Raw genomic sequence first — 16178 nt, 5'->3', positions numbered from 1 at the left:
TTTGAAATAGAAAGTTAATAAAAAAATCGAACGAAATCCTTCCCGTATACCAATATATAGTGTAAAGAGGAGAGGGGATGCGGATGAGTGAGCAAGAAAAGTACATAGAACTAGTGGCGTTAACTCGAGCTGGTGACGATGAGGCATATGGAGAATTGTATGAAAAAACAGTAACGGATGTGTATCGAACGGTACGCTTTCTTATCAAAGATGCATCTGATGCTGAAGATCTGGTGCAGGAGATATATATTCAAGCGTATCGGTCGTTGGAACGGTATGATTCGAATCGGGATTTTCGACCTTGGCTGATGGGAGTAACGATGCGACAGGTGCAGAATTATCGGCGCAGGAGATTGATGCAGTTCCGGTTCAGCCAACGGGTTGAGAGAATGGACATGGGGATGGAAATGGATTTTGCCGGGGATCTGATTAATAAGCTTGCCAATCGACCTTTACTAGAACATGTGCGCCGTTTGCCATATAAGCTGCAGCAGGTAATTACTCTCCACTATTTGAACGAGCACACACAAGAGGAGATTGCTGTCATTCTGGATATTCCTTTAGGGACGGTTAAGTCCCGGATTCATGCCGCTCTGACCAAGCTGCGCCAAAAACAGAGGATGAGATCCGAATTTGGAGGAAAGGTGGAGGGACTACATGAAACTTGATGAGCAGTTAAGACAGGCCTATCGGAACGAGACAGAAGAGTGGGGAATTCCCGAAAGGACCAAAGGTGCAGTTTTGGATAAGATACGTAGTTATCCCTATCGCCGAAGTAATCGAAAAAAATGGATGATTGCTGCACTGCTTACCGCTGTGTTAATTATTCCTACTGGAGCATATGCAGGATATACCTATCTGGCGGATGATATCTATGGTTCACAGGAGAATATTTCGATCATGGGAGGTACACCAGAGGAATACACGAGACTTGAAGCCAAACTGCAGATGGCCAAAGCCCATTTTAATCAAGAAGAATTTGTTCAGTACATGAATTTGTTAAAACAATTGGGGCAATTGGCTATAGAACACTCCGACGAGCAAGGGAGAATGTATCCTGAACAGTGGAGTGATTCATATCAAAAGCAGTATGCCTTTCTCACGAGTGAACTGGAACCGCTTTTTGCAGAGCTGGAAGCTGTATCATCAGCAGACTCACCGAAGACCCTGTTGGATCCAGATCAATTCTGGAACGAGCAGCTGGCACAAGCAGAAAAGACATTTAATAAAGAGCAATGGGCTGAGTTTAAGTCATTGTATGAACGGATGAAGCAGCTCGAAGACCAAGTGACAGACCAAAATGGTATGATTCACGAGGAGTGGCTACCCGCAAAACAGAAAAATGAGCTGGATCGGATCAGAGAGAAACTCTATAGCTACCTGGAGAAGCTAGGACTTGAAATCAGGGAATCTAATAAGGGCTAATGGGAAGAATCTGAACACTGCTTGTAAACTTAATCTGACATTCAAATATGATTTGGATACAATAGTTCCGAAAATGAATGAGTGTAGGCGGAGGACATGTTCCTTCGCTTTTTTGAGGTATGTGGATTATGAATTCATGCCCTCCCTTGCACGTTCAGCCGATATTGATGCGGAGTTGTACCGGTAACGGAACGGAATACTTTGCAGAAGTAGGAAGGCGTGGACATGCCTACACGATGACCGATTTCCGGGACGCTGTATGAATTGCGGGCAAGTAATACGCAAGCATGACGAATACGGGTGGCTTGAGTATAGGCGACAATGGTCGTTCCCGTGGCCTTTTTGAATACATGAGACAGGTGATAAAGAGACATATGCAGTTCTGCAGCGAGATCTTTGAGTTGAAAGGGTTCATGATAATGTTCCTCAATCCACTTCATGACGGCTTCAGCGTGAGGATGAAGAAGACTGTTGAAGGTTGGACGAACGGATTGGGAAAGCGCATGCTTGTCTTCTTCCCATATGTATTGAATCTGTACGAGCAGGTTCAGTAAAAAGAGCCGGGTAGCCTCCTCTTCTCTTTCTATATGAAGTCCATTGAGATGAATCTGCGCGAACTGTTCCATGAATTGCACCAGCATGGAAGAAGAAGACAGAATGAAAGGTGCAATAGGTGAAGGCTGTCCCAGAAGCTCCTGTACAAAATGATGAGTAGCCGTAAAATGCCGCCAGGTTTCCTTCAGCACATCCAGCTCATACATAAGTACACTACGGACAAAAGGATGCTCATCCGTAACCTGAATCTGTACCTGATGCAGCTGAAAAGGACGGAAAACCATCAGTGTACCCGGTTTAAGTGGAAAAGCTTGGCCTTCCGTAATTAACTGGCCATACCCATCATGAATGTAGGTCACTTCCATTTGGGAATGGGCATGAAATATTTCAAGAAAAGTCGTGGTGGATGTACGGCGGCAAGCCAGATCGAATTGCTCCTTGTCTAACATGGACAATGCCTATTCCTCCCTCAATATGAGCACAAGATCCTTTTATTTTAACACAAGATACGCGCATAAAAGCGCTTAATAATTGTGTATTGTGAAGGGAACAAGGGAGGTATGTTCAGATGTTAAAGGTAGCGATTATTGGTGCTGGTGCAATTAGTGGAGCGCATATCTCAGCCTATTTGGCCTTTCCCGATCGATGTCAGATTGTAGCTGTGGTTGATATGTACCCTGAGAAAGCACAGAAACGAATTAATGAACATGGACTGGAGAATGCACTGGCCGTAGCGGATTATAAAGAATTGCTAAGCCAAAATATTGATGTGGTCTCTGTCTGTACTCCGCCGTATACACATGCTCCCATTGCGTGTGACTTTTTGCGTGCGGGTACTAACGTGCTGGTGGAAAAACCGATGGCTTCCTCCCTGGAAGAAGCGGACCAAATGCTGAAAGCGGCTGAACAGAGTGGCAAACTTCTCTCAGTCGTGGCACAGAATCGGTTCACTACACCGATGATGAAGCTTAAGGGCGTGCTGGACAGTAAGCTGATGGGCCCGATTGTGCATGTTCAAGTGGATTCATTCTGGTGGCGGGGTCATAACTACTATGATCTGTGGTGGCGCGGTACTTGGGAAAAAGAGGGGGGTGGCTGTACGCTTAATCATGCCGTGCATCATATTGATGCGATGCTCTGGATGATGGGGCCACCGGTGGAACTGCAGGCCATGATGGCCAATACCTCGCATGATAATGCGGAAGTGGAAGATGTATCGATGGCCATGCTTCGATTCCGAGAAGGGGCACTTGGCATGATAACGAGTTCCGTCGTCCATCACGGAGAGGAGCAGCAGTTAATTTTTCAGGGAAAAGAGGCCCGGGTATCTGCACCGTGGAAAGTGGTTGCCTCAACGGCCCGTAGTAATGGATTTCCGGAGTCGAATCCGGAACTGGAACAACAGATACAGCAGAAAGCAGACGCATTGCCGGATGTCATTCACGTCGGTCATGCGGGTCAGGTCGAGAATGTGCTAAACGCCATTGAGACCGGATCACCACTTCTGGTGGATGGACGGAGTGGGCGGAATACACTTGAACTGATTGTAGGTATATATAAGTCCGCGAGTACGGGGGAGAAAGTTAACTTTCCTCTGGAATCAGGCGATGCGTTCTACACACGTGAAGGTATAATGCAGCATGCGGTGCACTTTTATGAAAAGAAGACGGCAGTGGAGAACTTCGAGGATCTGAGCATTACGCTGGGGACCCAGTTGGAGTCAAAATAAATAAAGGAATGAATAGCAAAAAGATGCCAAGATCTCATGATAAAAAATGAGGCGGCATCTTTTTTTGGTAGACCAGAATCTCACGCATATATGTTATCAAATTTATCATAAAGATGGACGATAATTGGAATACCTAGACTCCCTGGGATTATCCGATCCCACATATTGGAACAATCTAAATGACACATGATGTAACTTTATTTCAACATTTACTGTGCTTTTATAGAGAATTAATCCAAAATACTCCGGTTACCTGCCACTTTCCACTTAAACAAGGGAAACGCTATTTACGGAATCGAAAGGGAACGTTATCGAGTGGTTGAAACAAATTGGTAATAGCATTACAGCCACTTATCCGCCCATCGCTCCACGGCACTTAATGCCCTTCCCAGCTCCGTCCCTTTGCGGGACAACATATATTCTGTCCGAACTGGTCGCTCTGTAACCACATGGCGCACGACCAGACCTTCTTCCTCCAGTTCTTTCATTCGTTCATTCAGTACGCGTTTGCTCAAGTCAGGGATATAAGCGTGAATTTCACTGAATCGTTTGGGCTCTTCCATCAACGCATGAATAATGAGGGCAACCCACTTCCGGCCAATGATTTGATAAGACTGTTCCACCTTTTCGCATATTTGCTTGGCATTCTCATCATCGCTCATAATTGTACTCCTTTGAATTAGTTATGCTTATTATAGCACTAGTATACTTATTGTAACCTGGTTGTCTACAATCATTATGTATAAAATATCACATACCAATTGTTTATAATCTTACCACATAAAGCGTTAACAATAAATAAAAACCCTGTAAACACTGGTGTTCACACGTTAGACATGATTGTTGACGAATTGTGACGACAGGTGTAATATGGGTAACGTTAATTCAAATGGTTACAATTTATAACCTTGGTTTAAGGTTGTGGAGAGAAGGAATGTTCCATGGTTAAATTCGGGTATGGTATATAAACGGAGGCAAGGCGGGTCACGCACCCACTTATTCCGTCTTTTGTCATGCTTGGATTTGAACATTTTGCACCATCATATACTATACTGCACAGATCACAGGAGGCACTCCAATGGACGCAATGACATTTGTCCTGTTCGGGGCAACAGGCGATTTAGCCAAACGCAAGATTTACCCTGCATTATATAACTTGTACATTGATCAAAAAATGCCGAAATCCTTCTCCGTTATCGGTCTTGGACGGCGTGAATTGTCGGATGCTGACTTTCAGGCGAATGTCGAAAAGTCACTGCATGAATTCTCACGGCAAACGCCTGAAGAAGAATCCCAGGTACGTGATTTCATTGGAGCTTTCCGTTATTGTTCCCTGAACAATACGAAGCTTGAGGATTACACGAAATTGCTGAAAATCGTCGAGCAGCGTGAACAGGAACTGAGCATTCCGGAAAATCGCATGTTCTACATGTCGGTTGCACCAGAATTCTTTGAGCCAATCGCACTGAATATCCAGGAAAGCGGCCTGGGTAACACCAAAGGCTGGAAGAAGCTAATTATTGAAAAACCATTCGGACACGATCTGCAATCTGCACGTGAACTGAATGAGAAACTCAGCAATACCTTTGCAGAGGAAGAAATTTACCGCATTGACCATTTCCTGGGCAAACCGATGGTTCAAAATATTGAAACCCTGACGTATGCCAACCCGGTTATTCAGGCATTGTGGTCCAACCGTTACATTGCCAATGTACAAATCACGGCTAGTGAAACTGTTGGTGTTGAAGAACGTGCTGCGTATTACGACCAAAGTGGTGCCGTTCGCGACATGTTCCAGAATCATATGCTTCAATTGCTGATGATGATTGCCCTGCATTTGCCAAAACGCTGCACACCGCAAGAAATTCAGTTTAAAAAGCAAAAGATTGCTGAAGCTCTTCGACCACTGACCAAAGAAAACATCGCTTCTGAAGTGGTACGTGCTCAATACGGCGCAGGCGAGCTGCAAGGGAAATCCGTTGTCGGCTATCTGGACGAGCCTGGTATCCCGGCTGGTTCCCAGAACGATACGTATGTAGCAGCGAGATTGTGGATCGATGATCCATTCTGGAGCGAGGTTCCATTCTACATTCGTACAGGTAAACGCCTGGCTGAGAAATCCACACGCATCGTAGTTGAGTTCAAGGCGCCGCTCAAAACAGGTCATGAATCCGAAAATACGACCGAGCCTAACCTGCTGACGATTGAAATTGGTCCAGGGGAAAGCATCTCGCTTCAATTGAATGCGAAGAACCCATTGAACCATGGTGAAGTGGAGCCAATCAACATGACATTTGCTTCAGGCAAACGGAATATTCCAGAAGCATACGAAAACCTGATCTTTGACGCTATGCGTGGAGATTCCACCTTCTTTGCTCACTGGAACGAAGTGGAGCTGGCATGGCAGTGGGTACAGCCGATTCTGGAAGCTTTCCAGGATGGCAGTGTACCGCTGGATACGTACAGCGCAGGATCGCAAGGACCTGATTCCGCAGATCGCTTGATTGCAGAGAATGGCTACCGTTGGTGGTAAGCACATCTAAGGCTAACTGATTATACCGTTCCAATTTTGCATAAGTCCTTCCGGTAAATGGCCGGAAGGCCGTAAAAATTTTTGATATAGATAAACTTATAATTGTTCATAACAGGAGGATTTATCATGAAACTTGGACTTATTGGATTGGGCAAAATGGGATTGAACTTGGGCAGAAACCTGATTGACCACAAGCATGAAGTGGTTGCTTTTGACTTGAACGCTGAAGCTGTTAACGAAATGAAAGAATACGGCGCACAAGGCGTTTCTTCTTATAAAGAGATGGTTGAATCTCTGGAATCCCCACGTGTACTGTGGATCATGGTTCCTCACAATGTGGTTGATGCTGTACTGGCTGAAGTAAGCCCGCTGCTCTCCAAAGGCGATATCATTATTGAAGCAGGTAACTCCCACTACAAAGAGTCGATCCGTCGTTACGAGGAATTGAAACCATCCGGTATCCACTACATGGATGCAGGTACTTCCGGTGGTATGGAAGGCGCACGTAACGGTGCTTGTTACATGATCGGTGGAGACCCTGAAGCCTGGGCGATCGTTGAGCCGGCATTCAAAGATACTGCAGTAGAGAACGGTTATCTGTATGCAGGTAAAGCAGGTAGCGGTCACTTCCTCAAAATGGTGCACAACGGTATCGAGTACGGTATGATGGCATCCATCGGTGAAGGTTTTGACGTACTTGAGAAAAGCGACTTCGACTTCGACTTCGAAAAAGTGGCTCGCGTATGGAACAACGGTTCCGTTATTCGTTCTTGGCTGATGGAGCTGACTGAGCGTGCATTCTCCAAAGATGCAAATCTCGATGAAATCAAAGGGGTAATGCATTCTTCCGGTGAAGGACGCTGGACTGTGGAAACAGCATTTGACCTGCAAACTGCTACACCAGTTATCGCATTGTCCTTGCTGATGCGTTATCGTTCCCTGGAGACAGATACATTCACAGGTAAAGTGGTAGCAGCACTGCGTAACGAATTTGGCGGCCACGCTGTAGAAAAAAAATAAGTTCATATATAACTGTTAACATATAAGGTTGTTCGGGTAATGAATATCATCGTGTTTATAAATTCATCAAGTGGAGGGAACATATCATGAAATTTTTCTTGGATACAGGGAATGTTGAGGAAATCAAACGGATTGAACGTCTTGGTCTGGTAGATGGAGTCACGACCAACCCGTCTTTGATTGCCAAAGAAGGCCGAGTATTTAAAGAAGTGATTCAGGAGATCTGTGGCGTTGTCAAAGGCCCGGTCAGTGCTGAAGTGGTCGGTCTCAAAGCCGAAGATATGTTGAAGGAAGCTTATGAAATTGCTGAATGGGCACCGAATGTAGTCATTAAACTACCGATGACCGAAGATGGTCTGTATGCTTGTCATGAGCTCACGCAAAAAGGAATTAAAACCAATGTGACGCTGATCTTCTCGGCAGCACAAGGTCTGATGGCGGCAAAAGCAGGAGCGACTTACATCAGCCCGTTCGTTGGCCGTCTGGATGATATTGCGGTGGATGGCATGAAGCTGATTCGTGATCTGCGCCTTATCCTGGATACGTACGATATGCCGTCCGAGATCATTGCAGCAAGCATCCGCAATATCAAACATGTTGAAGATGCCGCCCTTTCCGGTGCGCACATTGCGACGATTCCTGGATCGCTCCTGCCGACATTGTGGAAACATCCACTGACAGATAGTGGCATCGAGCGCTTCCTGAAGGACTGGGAAACTGTTCCTAAATAATGCTGCGAAAGACTCATACTTTGTTCTAAAGCATATGGCATAAATGAATCCAAGCCTTCACCTTGCAGAGTAATCTGCAGGTGAGGGCTTTTTTTATTATGAAGGAAAAGAATAACTAAGCCACTCTGAGCGAACCGCCAATTTAATAAACGGATGTTGTCGCTGTCACACGGGTGCTGTCCTTCTTTTTCGGGACAACGGTGCATAAGGATAACATATAACCCTAGAGCTCATCCCGCAGGGAGAGGGGGACACCCGATGATGAGAAGAAGATGGCGGAGCCGAAGACGACGGAAGCCGCCAAGCGGCAAACGCAAGATGTGGCTGATTATTTTACTGGTAGCGGTATTTTGCCTGATGCAGGGCTTTGCGTATGTGGATAAAAAAATGAAGCCTCCAATTATGCATTTGGCCAAAATAAGGGTGAAGCAGATTGCTACGGAAGCGATCAACAAGGCCATTACGGCCCAGGTGGCGGAAGGCAAATCGACCGAAGGGCTGATTGACTGGAAAACCGATACTGCCGGTAAAGTGTCCGGTTTCATGCTGAACTATGACGAGCACATGCGCATTACGGCAAGTACGATGAATATTGTGCAGTCCACATTACAGAACGTGCATATGTTAAAAGAGAAAATCCCCCTTGGTCAGGCTCTGGGGAGCCCGGTCCTGGCATCCTTTGGTCCGAATATTCCTGTTCGTATCGAGCCACAGGGGGCTGTGAAGGTCGATCTGAACACCAGGCAGCAGAATGCCGGAATCAACATGATCCTGGTAGAGGTGTACATTCATATCATTGCCGAAGTGGCCGTGGTGGTTCCCTTCGATATGGAGCCAGAGACGGTAGATACCGAAATACCGATATCCTACCTGCTCGTGGTCGGGGATGTCCCCATGTATTACTACGATAATCAGGGCAAGCCGGTAGGCAGTAACGGCAGCAGTGCACCATCCATTGCGCTACCATCAGGTCAGCCTGGCGTTTCCGGTGGTACTGGGGTGACTCCGAATCCATCCGGTCAGAACCAGCCACAGATGCCGGGAGGGACGCTGCAGGGAGATGAGCTGGAGCTTGAACCGGATCTTTCAGGTGAGAACGGAGGGCTACCGCTTGATACAGACGTGAATCATTGAATTAAATGAGTTGAATTAAACCAAAAAATCAGTCAACAAAAAACGGGATCCTCTCCTAAGAGGGTCCCGTTTTTTTTTCTATTTGCTTTTCGCCTTGGCTTTTTTCTGCTGGCGCTCTTCTCGTTCCCAATGCTTCAAAAGCGGGTAAGGGTCAAACGACCATTCCGTCAGTCCGGTATCCCGGTAGATTCCGTAATGCAAATGGGGAGGGAATTTGCCCTGTGTACCTGGTTTGCCATAACCGGAGCTGCCTACCCAGCCCACAACTTGACCAGGGGTAACGACCTCACCTATGTGGGCATTCTTATCAAAACCGGATAGATGAGCGTAGTAGTGATAGTGGTTATTCAAATCACGGATGCCAATCCGCCAGCCTCCAAAAGGATTCCAGCCCTTGATCTCCACGACACCATAACAGGTGCTGCGCACGGGAAGTCCATGGGGAGCGAAGATGTCTGTTCCCTCATGGATACGATAACCACCCCAGCTGCGTTTGGTCCCCCATGTGCTGCGATAGGAATAATTCGTGCCTAGGGGAACGGGAAACGCATGGGTAAACAAATCGATGCTGTCAAAATGCTCATATAATTTCGCAAACTGCTGAATGCGCTGCACGGCCCGGGTATTATGATAATACTCCCACAGGGCAATGCTGAAGTCCTCCTGACGGGCTCCGAATCTCTGGATGACGTTCGCCATACTGTACAGCACATCCAAGTCGTTGTTGGCATCCGCCAGTCCGTCTCCCGATCCATCACGACCGTATCCATTAAAAAAAACGATGGAACCCGGCTGTTGATCCGTCTCATCCGGGTTAAGCCAGCCTCTCCAGGCGGGAGATGTCATGAAAATTCCGGTCAGTCGCTCCGGGTGTTTGCGGTCTTTGGGATGAGCACGCGTAAGCGTTCGTTCATATTGGTCGATAGCTGCGAGTCTGAACCAGGGAATGCCGGTTATTTGTTCAATGCTCTCATATAAACTTCGGCGTGCTTTTAAAATCTCCGCTGGTTTCATTTCGGCAGGTTCCGTTTTGGATGGCGCAGCCGAGGATTCACCATGAACATCAACAGGCAAGAATGGGAGAAGCAGTGTGCCTGCAAGTAGGGTTTTCATCCAAAAAGAGTGAGTGAAGCGCAGTTTGTTGCGATTTTGCACAGGGAAGCAGCCCCCTTTCCATTGAGATGATGCACAAGCGTGCCCGGTGAACCAAGCTATAACCTAGCGTTCTTCAAAAGCCCTTATTTTATCCGTGTAAGGGTGGATTGCACAAGATGTGACAAATGGGGGTTTTTCCAACGCTTTCATGGTATAATATGTTCCGAGCAACAGCCTAACTTCATTAGAAAGAGGGTTTACGCATTGGCTAAACGTGTTAAGGAACCGAAACCGGACTGGATTCGGATTAAATTGACAACCGGCGATAACTATCAGGAAATGAAAACGATGATGCGTTCAAAAACGCTGCATACAGTATGTGAGGAAGCACGATGCCCGAATATTTACGAATGCTGGGCCAATCGAACAGCTACTTTTATGATTTTGGGCGACATTTGCACACGGGCATGCCGCTTTTGCGCGGTAAATACCGGCTTGCCGACGGAACTTGATTTGCAGGAGCCAGAACGCGTCGCAGAAGCTGCGGAGCAAATGAACCTGCAGCACTGTGTTATTACAAGCGTCGCTCGTGATGATTTGAAGGATGGCGGAGCAACCATTTTTGCCGAGACGGTAAAGGCAGTTCGACGCCGCTTGCCTTTGTGTAGTGTAGAAGTATTAATTCCAGACTTCATGGGTGATCGGGATTCCCTGAAAATTGTCATGGATGCCAAACCTGACATTCTTAATCACAACATTGAGACGGTCGAGCGGCTATCAGACAAGGTCAGAGCCAAGGCCAAATACAAGCGTTCACTTGAATTGCTTGCTCGTGCCAAAGAAATGCAGCCTAATATTCCGACCAAATCCAGCATTATGCTGGGTGTAGGTGAGGAATACCAGGAAATTTTGCAAACCATGGATGATCTGCGTGCTGTGGATTGTGATATCATGACGATTGGTCAGTACCTGCAGCCATCCGAGAAACATCTGTTTGTTGAGAAGTATTATCCGCCAGAAGAGTTCGCAGCATTGAAGCAGGAAGGACTGAAACGTGGATTCAGCCACGTTGAATCCGGACCGATGGTACGCAGTTCCTACCATGCACATGAACAGGTCAAATCTGCTGCAAAACATGCGGAACAGGCGGCAACACACGCATAATGGAGGACACTGGATTGAAAGAAGAAAAAAGAACTGAGCAGGTTCAGGACACGGTCCAGGATCAGCCTCAGGATAAACCAGAAGAAAAAGTGCAGGAAAAAATCATCGTTCAGGTGAACGGTAAAAATTATGAGATTGTGCAGAACCATAAAGAAGGCTGGAACCCGGAAGTTTTCCGCGACCGGTACAGTGAAGTTCTGGAGCGCTATGATTACATTATCGGGGACTGGGGCTACAGTCAGCTGCGGCTCAAAGGCTTTTATCGTGATAATCATCCCAAAGCCACGAAAGATTCCACCATCTCAAGCATGGTGGATTATATCAATGAATATTGTAACTTTGGCTGTGCTTACTTTGTTCTTCAGAAGAGCAAAGAACAGCCTCAAGCCAAAGCAAAAAGCGGCTCCTGAAGAAGGGCCGCTTTTTTTGTACATGTTATTATTTCCGGGAGTATCCTTTTAGTGAACACCAACCAGCTTGTTTCCGAACCAGGCTAGTCCAAAAAGGCAGTGCGAACCCGGTTCCAAAATGGATAGGGGCGATAACGGGCAAAGCTTACCTTGTGACTTGCTACCTGACAACGTACGGAGATCAGATCCTCCACCATAACATTCACATGATCGATTGTCAGCAGCAGCCTTTGGTCCTTGCGCGAGAAGATGTCACAGTGATGGTGCTTGGGCAAAATAACCGGTGAACCCAGCGTCCGATAGACACGGTTATTGATCGAAGCAATTTCAGCAATCTGAATTGCCTCAATGGTCGGATGCACCATGGCACCGCCCAGGGCCTTATTATAGGCTGTACTGCCTGAAGGTGTGGATACGCAGATCCCGTCACCCCGGAACATCTCAAAGGTAACGTCATTAATGTCGACTTGGGCTACGACCGTACCGTCCACACCTTTTAACGTAAATTCATTTAAGGCAATATAGGAGGTGTTACCCGATTTTTTACGGATCTCAAGCTCCAGTAGCGGATATTCTACAATTCGGGGTTTGAGTCTTTCGGGGTCCCCTTTCCCACTCATTAATCGTACCAGTTCCTGTAATTCGTCCTTCTTCCAATCGGCATAGAATCCGAGATGGCCTGTATGAACCCCAACAAAAGCAATGTCCGGGATCCGGTCGATGAAATTGTGAAATGCCTGCAGCATTGTACCATCGCCTCCGATGGAGATAACAATCTCCGGCGATTCTGCATCCAGCTTGAACCCTTCTTCTTTTGCCAGCGCATGAAACTGCTGACTCAGATCAATCGATAACTGGTCTCCGCGGTCTTGAACATAGTATCTCAAGATGAAAGCTCCTTTGTGGTCATTATATTACCGATGATAATCAATTCCAGAGCAGAACACAACGTTGGATTGATATTCATTCGAAATATAGGCGCGCATTCGGGCTTATTTTTGGAACCGTCCCGGGAAGAGCAGGGCACGAAGCAGGGAAAAGAACAGCAGCAAAAGCAGCACGCCGCCAAGGATCTCGAATCCGAACCATATCATTTGTCCCGCATTTGGTGAGTATATAGCTGTAGCTACTGGTGAAGAGCTGGTCTCACTTATGGCAGGCCATGCAGATTGACCCATTAAAGGTATCCAAAGTAATAAAACAAGTAAAGGTGCGATTAGAGCATGTATGGCTCTCGCAAACAAAAACGGCCCATATCGCATCGGTGTGTTGCTGAGTATGCTCATGATCTGGGCATGTACCGACAAACCTCCCCAGGACAACACAAATGCAGCAGCGGCTGCCTTATAAACAAGAGGGATGGCTGTACCTGCTCCTCCCGCTTCCTTGGCTCCAAGAGTCACCTCAAACAAACCACCTACAAGACTCTGTGATAAGGCAGGTGGCAAGTTCATGAAGGTGAGCAGCTGCTCGGTCATTTGATACAGCACGCCAAGTGATCCGGTCTGTACAAGTAACTCCATCATGACAGAGAAGAATACAACAAGCCCACCTACGATAATAATAAGGCGAAGGGATGAGGAGACAGCCTGGCGCAGTAGTTCTCCAAATGCACGCCCATCTGCCATTCGTGCCTCATGCATGGCATGGATAGCCTGTATGAATCTGCTGCCCTTTGGCTTCACGGTTGAGGTTGAAGGCGTAGGGGATGGAGAAGATGAGCTAGCTGCCCTTCCATGGAATCGCATGAGCAGACCAACGATGAAGGCAGCGGCATAGTGAGAAGCGACCAGAACCGGAGCAACGGCTACATTGTGAAAAAAACCGACGGATACCGCACCGATCATGAAGATGGGATCGGATGAAGTAGTGAAGGCCACGAGCCGCTCACCCTCTTCCCGCGTGACCAGCTTTTGATCCCATAATTGAGCGGTTAATTTCGCTCCAGTCGGATAGCCGGAAGCGCAGCTGACCGCAAATACAAAACCTCCGCTTCCTGGAACACGAAACAGGGGGCGCATGAGTGGATTTAACAGGGTCCCGAGAAAATGGACAATGCCGAAACCGAGCAGCAGCTCAGAAAGAACCAGAAAGGGAAAAAGCGACGGGAATAACACATCCCACCAGATGGAGAGCCCTCTCACACTTGCATGCCAGGTCTCTGCAGGGAACAGGACCATAAGAAAACAGAGAACGAGGAGAGCGAGTGTAATCAGAACATGGGTAAGTTTGTATGAAGCTGCCATGCATACCTCTCCTTTATATGATAATGGTCGTTAAGCCTGCTGCAGTGAGTGTCGCTTGTGCCATCAATATATGATTCAAGGCGGACAAACAGTACAAATTAATATCCGGAAAGCGCTTGCAAAAATGGCTGTATTTTTAAACGATGTATGCTAAAATGATAAAAAACGCCTGAACGTCACCTATTTGTCCAATAGGGTGAAATTCAAATCGGATGGAGTGATGATTATGAGTCTTGTCACCGGAATCCTGGTCTGTGCTTTTGTCTATGTGATACGTGCCTCGCTTGTACGCTCTGAAGAAGAGGACTGGCGAAGTTATTAATGGAATATATGGTGCGCCAATCTTGCGATTGGTGCTTTTTTTGTGTCTTCCGAAGTGAAGAGGCTCTAGAGGAAAAGGATCGAAGACATCTTGACTTGCTGATGTTAGATAGGACTTTTGGGATTTTTTTGATAGAATGAAGATAAAGGTGATGGCAACCTGATCTCGATTTTGTTTTCACATTTAAGCATTGAAGTGTAAGATATGCCAAAATTCGACACGACTAGTGAGGGTTAGATGAATGGATCCCAATCTGAGTATTTATGAAAATCTGGGCGGTGAGCAGGGTGTTCGGGCATTAGTTGAAGCCTTTTACCCTATAGTCCAGCAAAACGACCAACTGGCTCCTCTATTTCCGGAAGATATACAGCCGGTTATGGACAAGCAATACATGTTTTTGTCGCAGTTTTTCGGTGGACCTGCGTTGTTCTCTGAAGCGTATGGTCATCCGATGATGCGTGCCCGCCATATGCATTTTGAAGTAACCGTTGAACGGGCACATGCCTGGCTGGCATGCATGGATCAAGCGTTGACACAGATCGGTGTGGAAGAGCCGCTGCATTCTTTTGTCCTGCAGCGTTTGTCGGGGCCGGCACATCATTTTGTGAATACGCCGTAACTCCGAATACAGGTAAAACGGGAGAGGGATGGGAACAAGTGGAATTAGAGCCTCTATATAAGGTGAAGGTCACATGTCATTATTGTGAAACCGAGTTTGAAACCTCCAGAGTCAGACCGAGCTTAAAGCGGCCCTATCGGACAGATTCCGATTTTTGTGCCTACTATAAGCTGGAGAATCCGGATTTTTATGTTGTGCGGATCTGCCCTGAATGCGGGTTTGCATCGACAGAGAACTCGACAGATAAACTGACGGACAAGCAGCGACTTGCGTTCAAGGAACAGATCGGTAATCGTTGGGAGAAACGGGATTACAGCGGTGCACGGACGCTAGACCAGGCACTGGCCACATACAAGCTCGGTCTATTCTGTGCTCAGGTGATCCAGGAGAAGGATCGCATTGTAGCAGGACTGCTGCACCATATTGCCTGGTTGTATCGTTACCGGGAAGATCATGAGCAGGAACGGCGCTTTCTGGAGTTTAGTCTGGAAGCTTATGTTAGAGTGTTCGAGCGGGAAGGCGCGGGTAGTAATGAAGCAAGGCTGCTGTACCTGCTTGGTGAGCTGAATCGCAGAGCAGGCCGCTTCCACGAGGCCGTCAAATGGTTCGGGCGTGTCATTCACGATAAACGGATCACGGATGCGGCCATGATTCGGGCATCCAGAGAGCAGTGGGCCCTGCTGAGGGAACAGATGATATCTGGCAAGATGGAACTGCCTGAAGAAATGATTGAAGCAGACAAAGAGGCTGCTAAGCGCAGCCCCATCTAATTGAATTTTGATTATTTGCGGACAGGTTTACTGGAAAGCAGATAATCACTATCGTTATCAATAACGGTCATGCTTCCATTGCAACAAGGAAAGACCAGCAATTTCTTTTTGCCTTCACGAATGCGCACAAGCTCCCTCGGTTTGAGGGGCAGCAGCACATTGCTTGCTTGGCAGAACGGGCATTGCTGTACATAGATGTCACCCATGACAATATCATAGGGCCAGCTGTTTTCAAAAGGGATCATTCCTTCTCGCCTTCCGAAGGGGCTGGTTTGGATGCTTCTTCTTTGGCCAACTCGGCAATCTTCTGCAACAGGATGTGCTGGGGCATGTGCATCAGATGCTCAAGCGGTACGCCAAGGGATTCTGCTAATTTGACGGCTGTTTCAGCCGATATTTGTAAAGGTTTCATCACATTTACCTCC

The 16178-nt window shown here is 47.0% G+C and carries 18 protein-coding genes; 11 read left to right on the top strand and 7 right to left on the bottom strand.

The genetic code is table 11. From position 1 onward, the window contains the following. Positions 1 to 83 precede the first annotated feature (83 nt). Complete coding sequence (locus tag CHI14_RS24780; protein ID WP_095292202.1) at positions 84 to 668, top strand: sigma-70 family RNA polymerase sigma factor; 585 nt, start codon at positions 84 to 86, stop codon at positions 666 to 668. After that, positions 658 to 1425, top strand: a complete 768-nt coding sequence (locus CHI14_RS24775) for a DUF3600 domain-containing protein (RefSeq protein WP_095292201.1) — start codon at positions 658 to 660, stop codon at positions 1423 to 1425. Before CHI14_RS24780 ends, CHI14_RS24775 begins: the two co-directional genes overlap by 11 nt. A gap of 134 nt (positions 1426 to 1559) precedes the next feature. Here the strand turns inward: CHI14_RS24775 and CHI14_RS24770 are convergent, their stop codons facing one another. Continuing rightward, positions 1560 to 2429 carry an AraC family transcriptional regulator gene (locus CHI14_RS24770; RefSeq protein WP_249281233.1) on the bottom strand — a complete coding sequence of 290 codons (870 nt, stop codon included), beginning with the start codon at positions 2427 to 2429 and terminating at the stop codon, positions 1560 to 1562. A 119-nt stretch (positions 2430 to 2548) separates the two neighbouring features. Between CHI14_RS24770 and CHI14_RS24765 the strand changes: the two genes are divergently transcribed. Beyond that, a complete protein-coding gene (locus tag CHI14_RS24765; protein ID WP_095292198.1) occupies positions 2549 to 3709 on the top strand; it encodes a Gfo/Idh/MocA family protein in 1161 nt (386 codons plus the stop codon). Between the two features lie 341 nt (positions 3710 to 4050). On the opposite strand, the gene CHI14_RS24760 is transcribed toward CHI14_RS24765, so the two are convergent. Beyond that, positions 4051 to 4371, bottom strand: coding sequence for a winged helix-turn-helix transcriptional regulator (locus tag CHI14_RS24760; RefSeq protein WP_095292196.1), 321 nt, complete (start codon positions 4369 to 4371; stop codon positions 4051 to 4053). A 416-nt stretch (positions 4372 to 4787) separates the two neighbouring features. On the opposite strand from CHI14_RS24760, the gene zwf reads away from it, so the two are divergent. From zwf to yunB, 4 genes are all read left to right on the top strand, one after another. Beyond that, the gene (zwf, locus tag CHI14_RS24755) at positions 4788 to 6242 is read left to right on the top strand and encodes a glucose-6-phosphate dehydrogenase (protein WP_095292195.1); all 1455 of its coding nucleotides are present in this window, start codon (positions 4788 to 4790) and stop codon (positions 6240 to 6242) included. Positions 6243 to 6368: 126 nt separating this feature from the next. Further along, positions 6369 to 7262 (top strand): phosphogluconate dehydrogenase (NAD(+)-dependent, decarboxylating), encoded by an 894-nt coding sequence (gene gnd, locus CHI14_RS24750; RefSeq protein ID WP_095292193.1) that lies wholly within the window; start codon positions 6369 to 6371, stop codon positions 7260 to 7262. A gap of 86 nt (positions 7263 to 7348) precedes the next feature. After that, positions 7349 to 7993 (top strand): fructose-6-phosphate aldolase, encoded by a 645-nt coding sequence (gene fsa, locus CHI14_RS24745; protein WP_095292192.1) that lies wholly within the window; start codon positions 7349 to 7351, stop codon positions 7991 to 7993. 258 nt (positions 7994 to 8251) lie between these two features. Beyond that, a complete protein-coding gene (gene yunB, locus CHI14_RS24740; protein ID WP_170948266.1) occupies positions 8252 to 9127 on the top strand; it encodes a sporulation protein YunB in 876 nt (291 codons plus the stop codon). A gap of 78 nt (positions 9128 to 9205) precedes the next feature. Here yunB and CHI14_RS24735 read toward each other — a convergent pair whose 3' ends face one another. Continuing rightward, entirely contained in the window at positions 9206 to 10240 is a 1035-nt protein-coding gene (locus tag CHI14_RS24735) for a M23 family metallopeptidase (protein ID WP_095292229.1), read from the bottom strand. A gap of 246 nt (positions 10241 to 10486) precedes the next feature. On the opposite strand from CHI14_RS24735, the gene lipA reads away from it, so the two are divergent. Both lipA and CHI14_RS24725 read left to right on the top strand, forming a co-directional pair. Beyond that, the gene (lipA, locus tag CHI14_RS24730) at positions 10487 to 11386 is read left to right on the top strand and encodes a lipoyl synthase (protein WP_095292190.1); all 900 of its coding nucleotides are present in this window, start codon (positions 10487 to 10489) and stop codon (positions 11384 to 11386) included. Between the two features lie 14 nt (positions 11387 to 11400). Beyond that, a complete protein-coding gene (locus CHI14_RS24725; protein ID WP_249281232.1) occupies positions 11401 to 11796 on the top strand; it encodes a YutD family protein in 396 nt (131 codons plus the stop codon). Positions 11797 to 11879: 83 nt separating this feature from the next. On the opposite strand, the gene CHI14_RS24720 is transcribed toward CHI14_RS24725, so the two are convergent. Further along, a complete protein-coding gene (locus CHI14_RS24720) occupies positions 11880 to 12683 on the bottom strand; it encodes an NAD kinase (protein WP_095292189.1) in 804 nt (267 codons plus the stop codon). Positions 12684 to 12788: 105 nt separating this feature from the next. Beyond that, positions 12789 to 14042, bottom strand: coding sequence for a sporulation integral membrane protein YlbJ (ylbJ, locus tag CHI14_RS24715; RefSeq protein ID WP_095292187.1), 1254 nt, complete (start codon positions 14040 to 14042; stop codon positions 12789 to 12791). A gap of 563 nt (positions 14043 to 14605) precedes the next feature. On the opposite strand from ylbJ, the gene CHI14_RS24710 reads away from it, so the two are divergent. Then, the gene (locus CHI14_RS24710; protein ID WP_095292186.1) at positions 14606 to 14983 is read left to right on the top strand and encodes a globin domain-containing protein; all 378 of its coding nucleotides are present in this window, start codon (positions 14606 to 14608) and stop codon (positions 14981 to 14983) included. Between the two features lie 38 nt (positions 14984 to 15021). Next, positions 15022 to 15753: a DUF2225 domain-containing protein gene (locus CHI14_RS24705; protein WP_095292184.1), complete on the top strand. Its 732-nt coding sequence runs from the start codon at positions 15022 to 15024 to the stop codon at positions 15751 to 15753. Positions 15754 to 15764: 11 nt separating this feature from the next. Here the strand turns inward: CHI14_RS24705 and CHI14_RS24700 are convergent, their stop codons facing one another. After that, positions 15765 to 15998 carry a hypothetical protein gene (locus tag CHI14_RS24700; protein ID WP_095292183.1) on the bottom strand — a complete coding sequence of 78 codons (234 nt, stop codon included), beginning with the start codon at positions 15996 to 15998 and terminating at the stop codon, positions 15765 to 15767. Next, a complete protein-coding gene (locus CHI14_RS24695; RefSeq protein ID WP_095292182.1) occupies positions 15995 to 16165 on the bottom strand; it encodes a YycC family protein in 171 nt (56 codons plus the stop codon). Before CHI14_RS24695 ends, CHI14_RS24700 begins: the two co-directional genes overlap by 4 nt. Between the last annotated feature and the right edge of the window lie 13 nt (positions 16166 to 16178).

Source organism: Paenibacillus sp. 7516 (genome assembly GCF_002272715.1).
In the GTDB taxonomy this organism is placed as follows: Bacteria; Bacillota; Bacilli; order Paenibacillales; family Paenibacillaceae; genus Paenibacillus; species Paenibacillus illinoisensis_A.
The sequence above is the reverse complement of the archived record's forward strand: the minus strand, read 5'-3'. Positions and strand labels throughout refer to the sequence as shown.

What these genes read in the sequence shown, in the direction of transcription:
- CHI14_RS24780 (WP_095292202.1), top strand. Translation starts at nt 84, where the DNA reads ATGAGTGAGCAAGAAAAGTACATAGAACTAGTGGCGTTAACTCGAGCT.
- CHI14_RS24775 (WP_095292201.1), top strand. Translation starts at nt 658, where the DNA reads ATGAAACTTGATGAGCAGTTAAGACAGGCCTATCGGAACGAGACAGAA.
- CHI14_RS24770 (WP_249281233.1), bottom strand. Translation starts at nt 2,429, where the DNA reads ATGTTAGACAAGGAGCAATTCGATCTGGCTTGCCGCCGTACATCCACC.
- CHI14_RS24765 (WP_095292198.1), top strand. Translation starts at nt 2,549, where the DNA reads ATGTTAAAGGTAGCGATTATTGGTGCTGGTGCAATTAGTGGAGCGCAT.
- CHI14_RS24760 (WP_095292196.1), bottom strand. Translation starts at nt 4,371, where the DNA reads ATGAGCGATGATGAGAATGCCAAGCAAATATGCGAAAAGGTGGAACAG.
- zwf (WP_095292195.1), top strand. Translation starts at nt 4,788, where the DNA reads ATGGACGCAATGACATTTGTCCTGTTCGGGGCAACAGGCGATTTAGCC.
- gnd (WP_095292193.1), top strand. Translation starts at nt 6,369, where the DNA reads ATGAAACTTGGACTTATTGGATTGGGCAAAATGGGATTGAACTTGGGC.
- fsa (WP_095292192.1), top strand. Translation starts at nt 7,349, where the DNA reads ATGAAATTTTTCTTGGATACAGGGAATGTTGAGGAAATCAAACGGATT.
- yunB (WP_170948266.1), top strand. Translation starts at nt 8,252, where the DNA reads ATGATGAGAAGAAGATGGCGGAGCCGAAGACGACGGAAGCCGCCAAGC.
- CHI14_RS24735 (WP_095292229.1), bottom strand. Translation starts at nt 10,240, where the DNA reads ATGAAAACCCTACTTGCAGGCACACTGCTTCTCCCATTCTTGCCTGTT.
- ylbJ (WP_095292187.1), bottom strand. Translation starts at nt 14,042, where the DNA reads ATGGCAGCTTCATACAAACTTACCCATGTTCTGATTACACTCGCTCTC.
- CHI14_RS24710 (WP_095292186.1), top strand. Translation starts at nt 14,606, where the DNA reads ATGGATCCCAATCTGAGTATTTATGAAAATCTGGGCGGTGAGCAGGGT.
- CHI14_RS24700 (WP_095292183.1), bottom strand. Translation starts at nt 15,998, where the DNA reads ATGATCCCTTTTGAAAACAGCTGGCCCTATGATATTGTCATGGGTGAC.
- CHI14_RS24695 (WP_095292182.1), bottom strand. Translation starts at nt 16,165, where the DNA reads ATGAAACCTTTACAAATATCGGCTGAAACAGCCGTCAAATTAGCAGAA.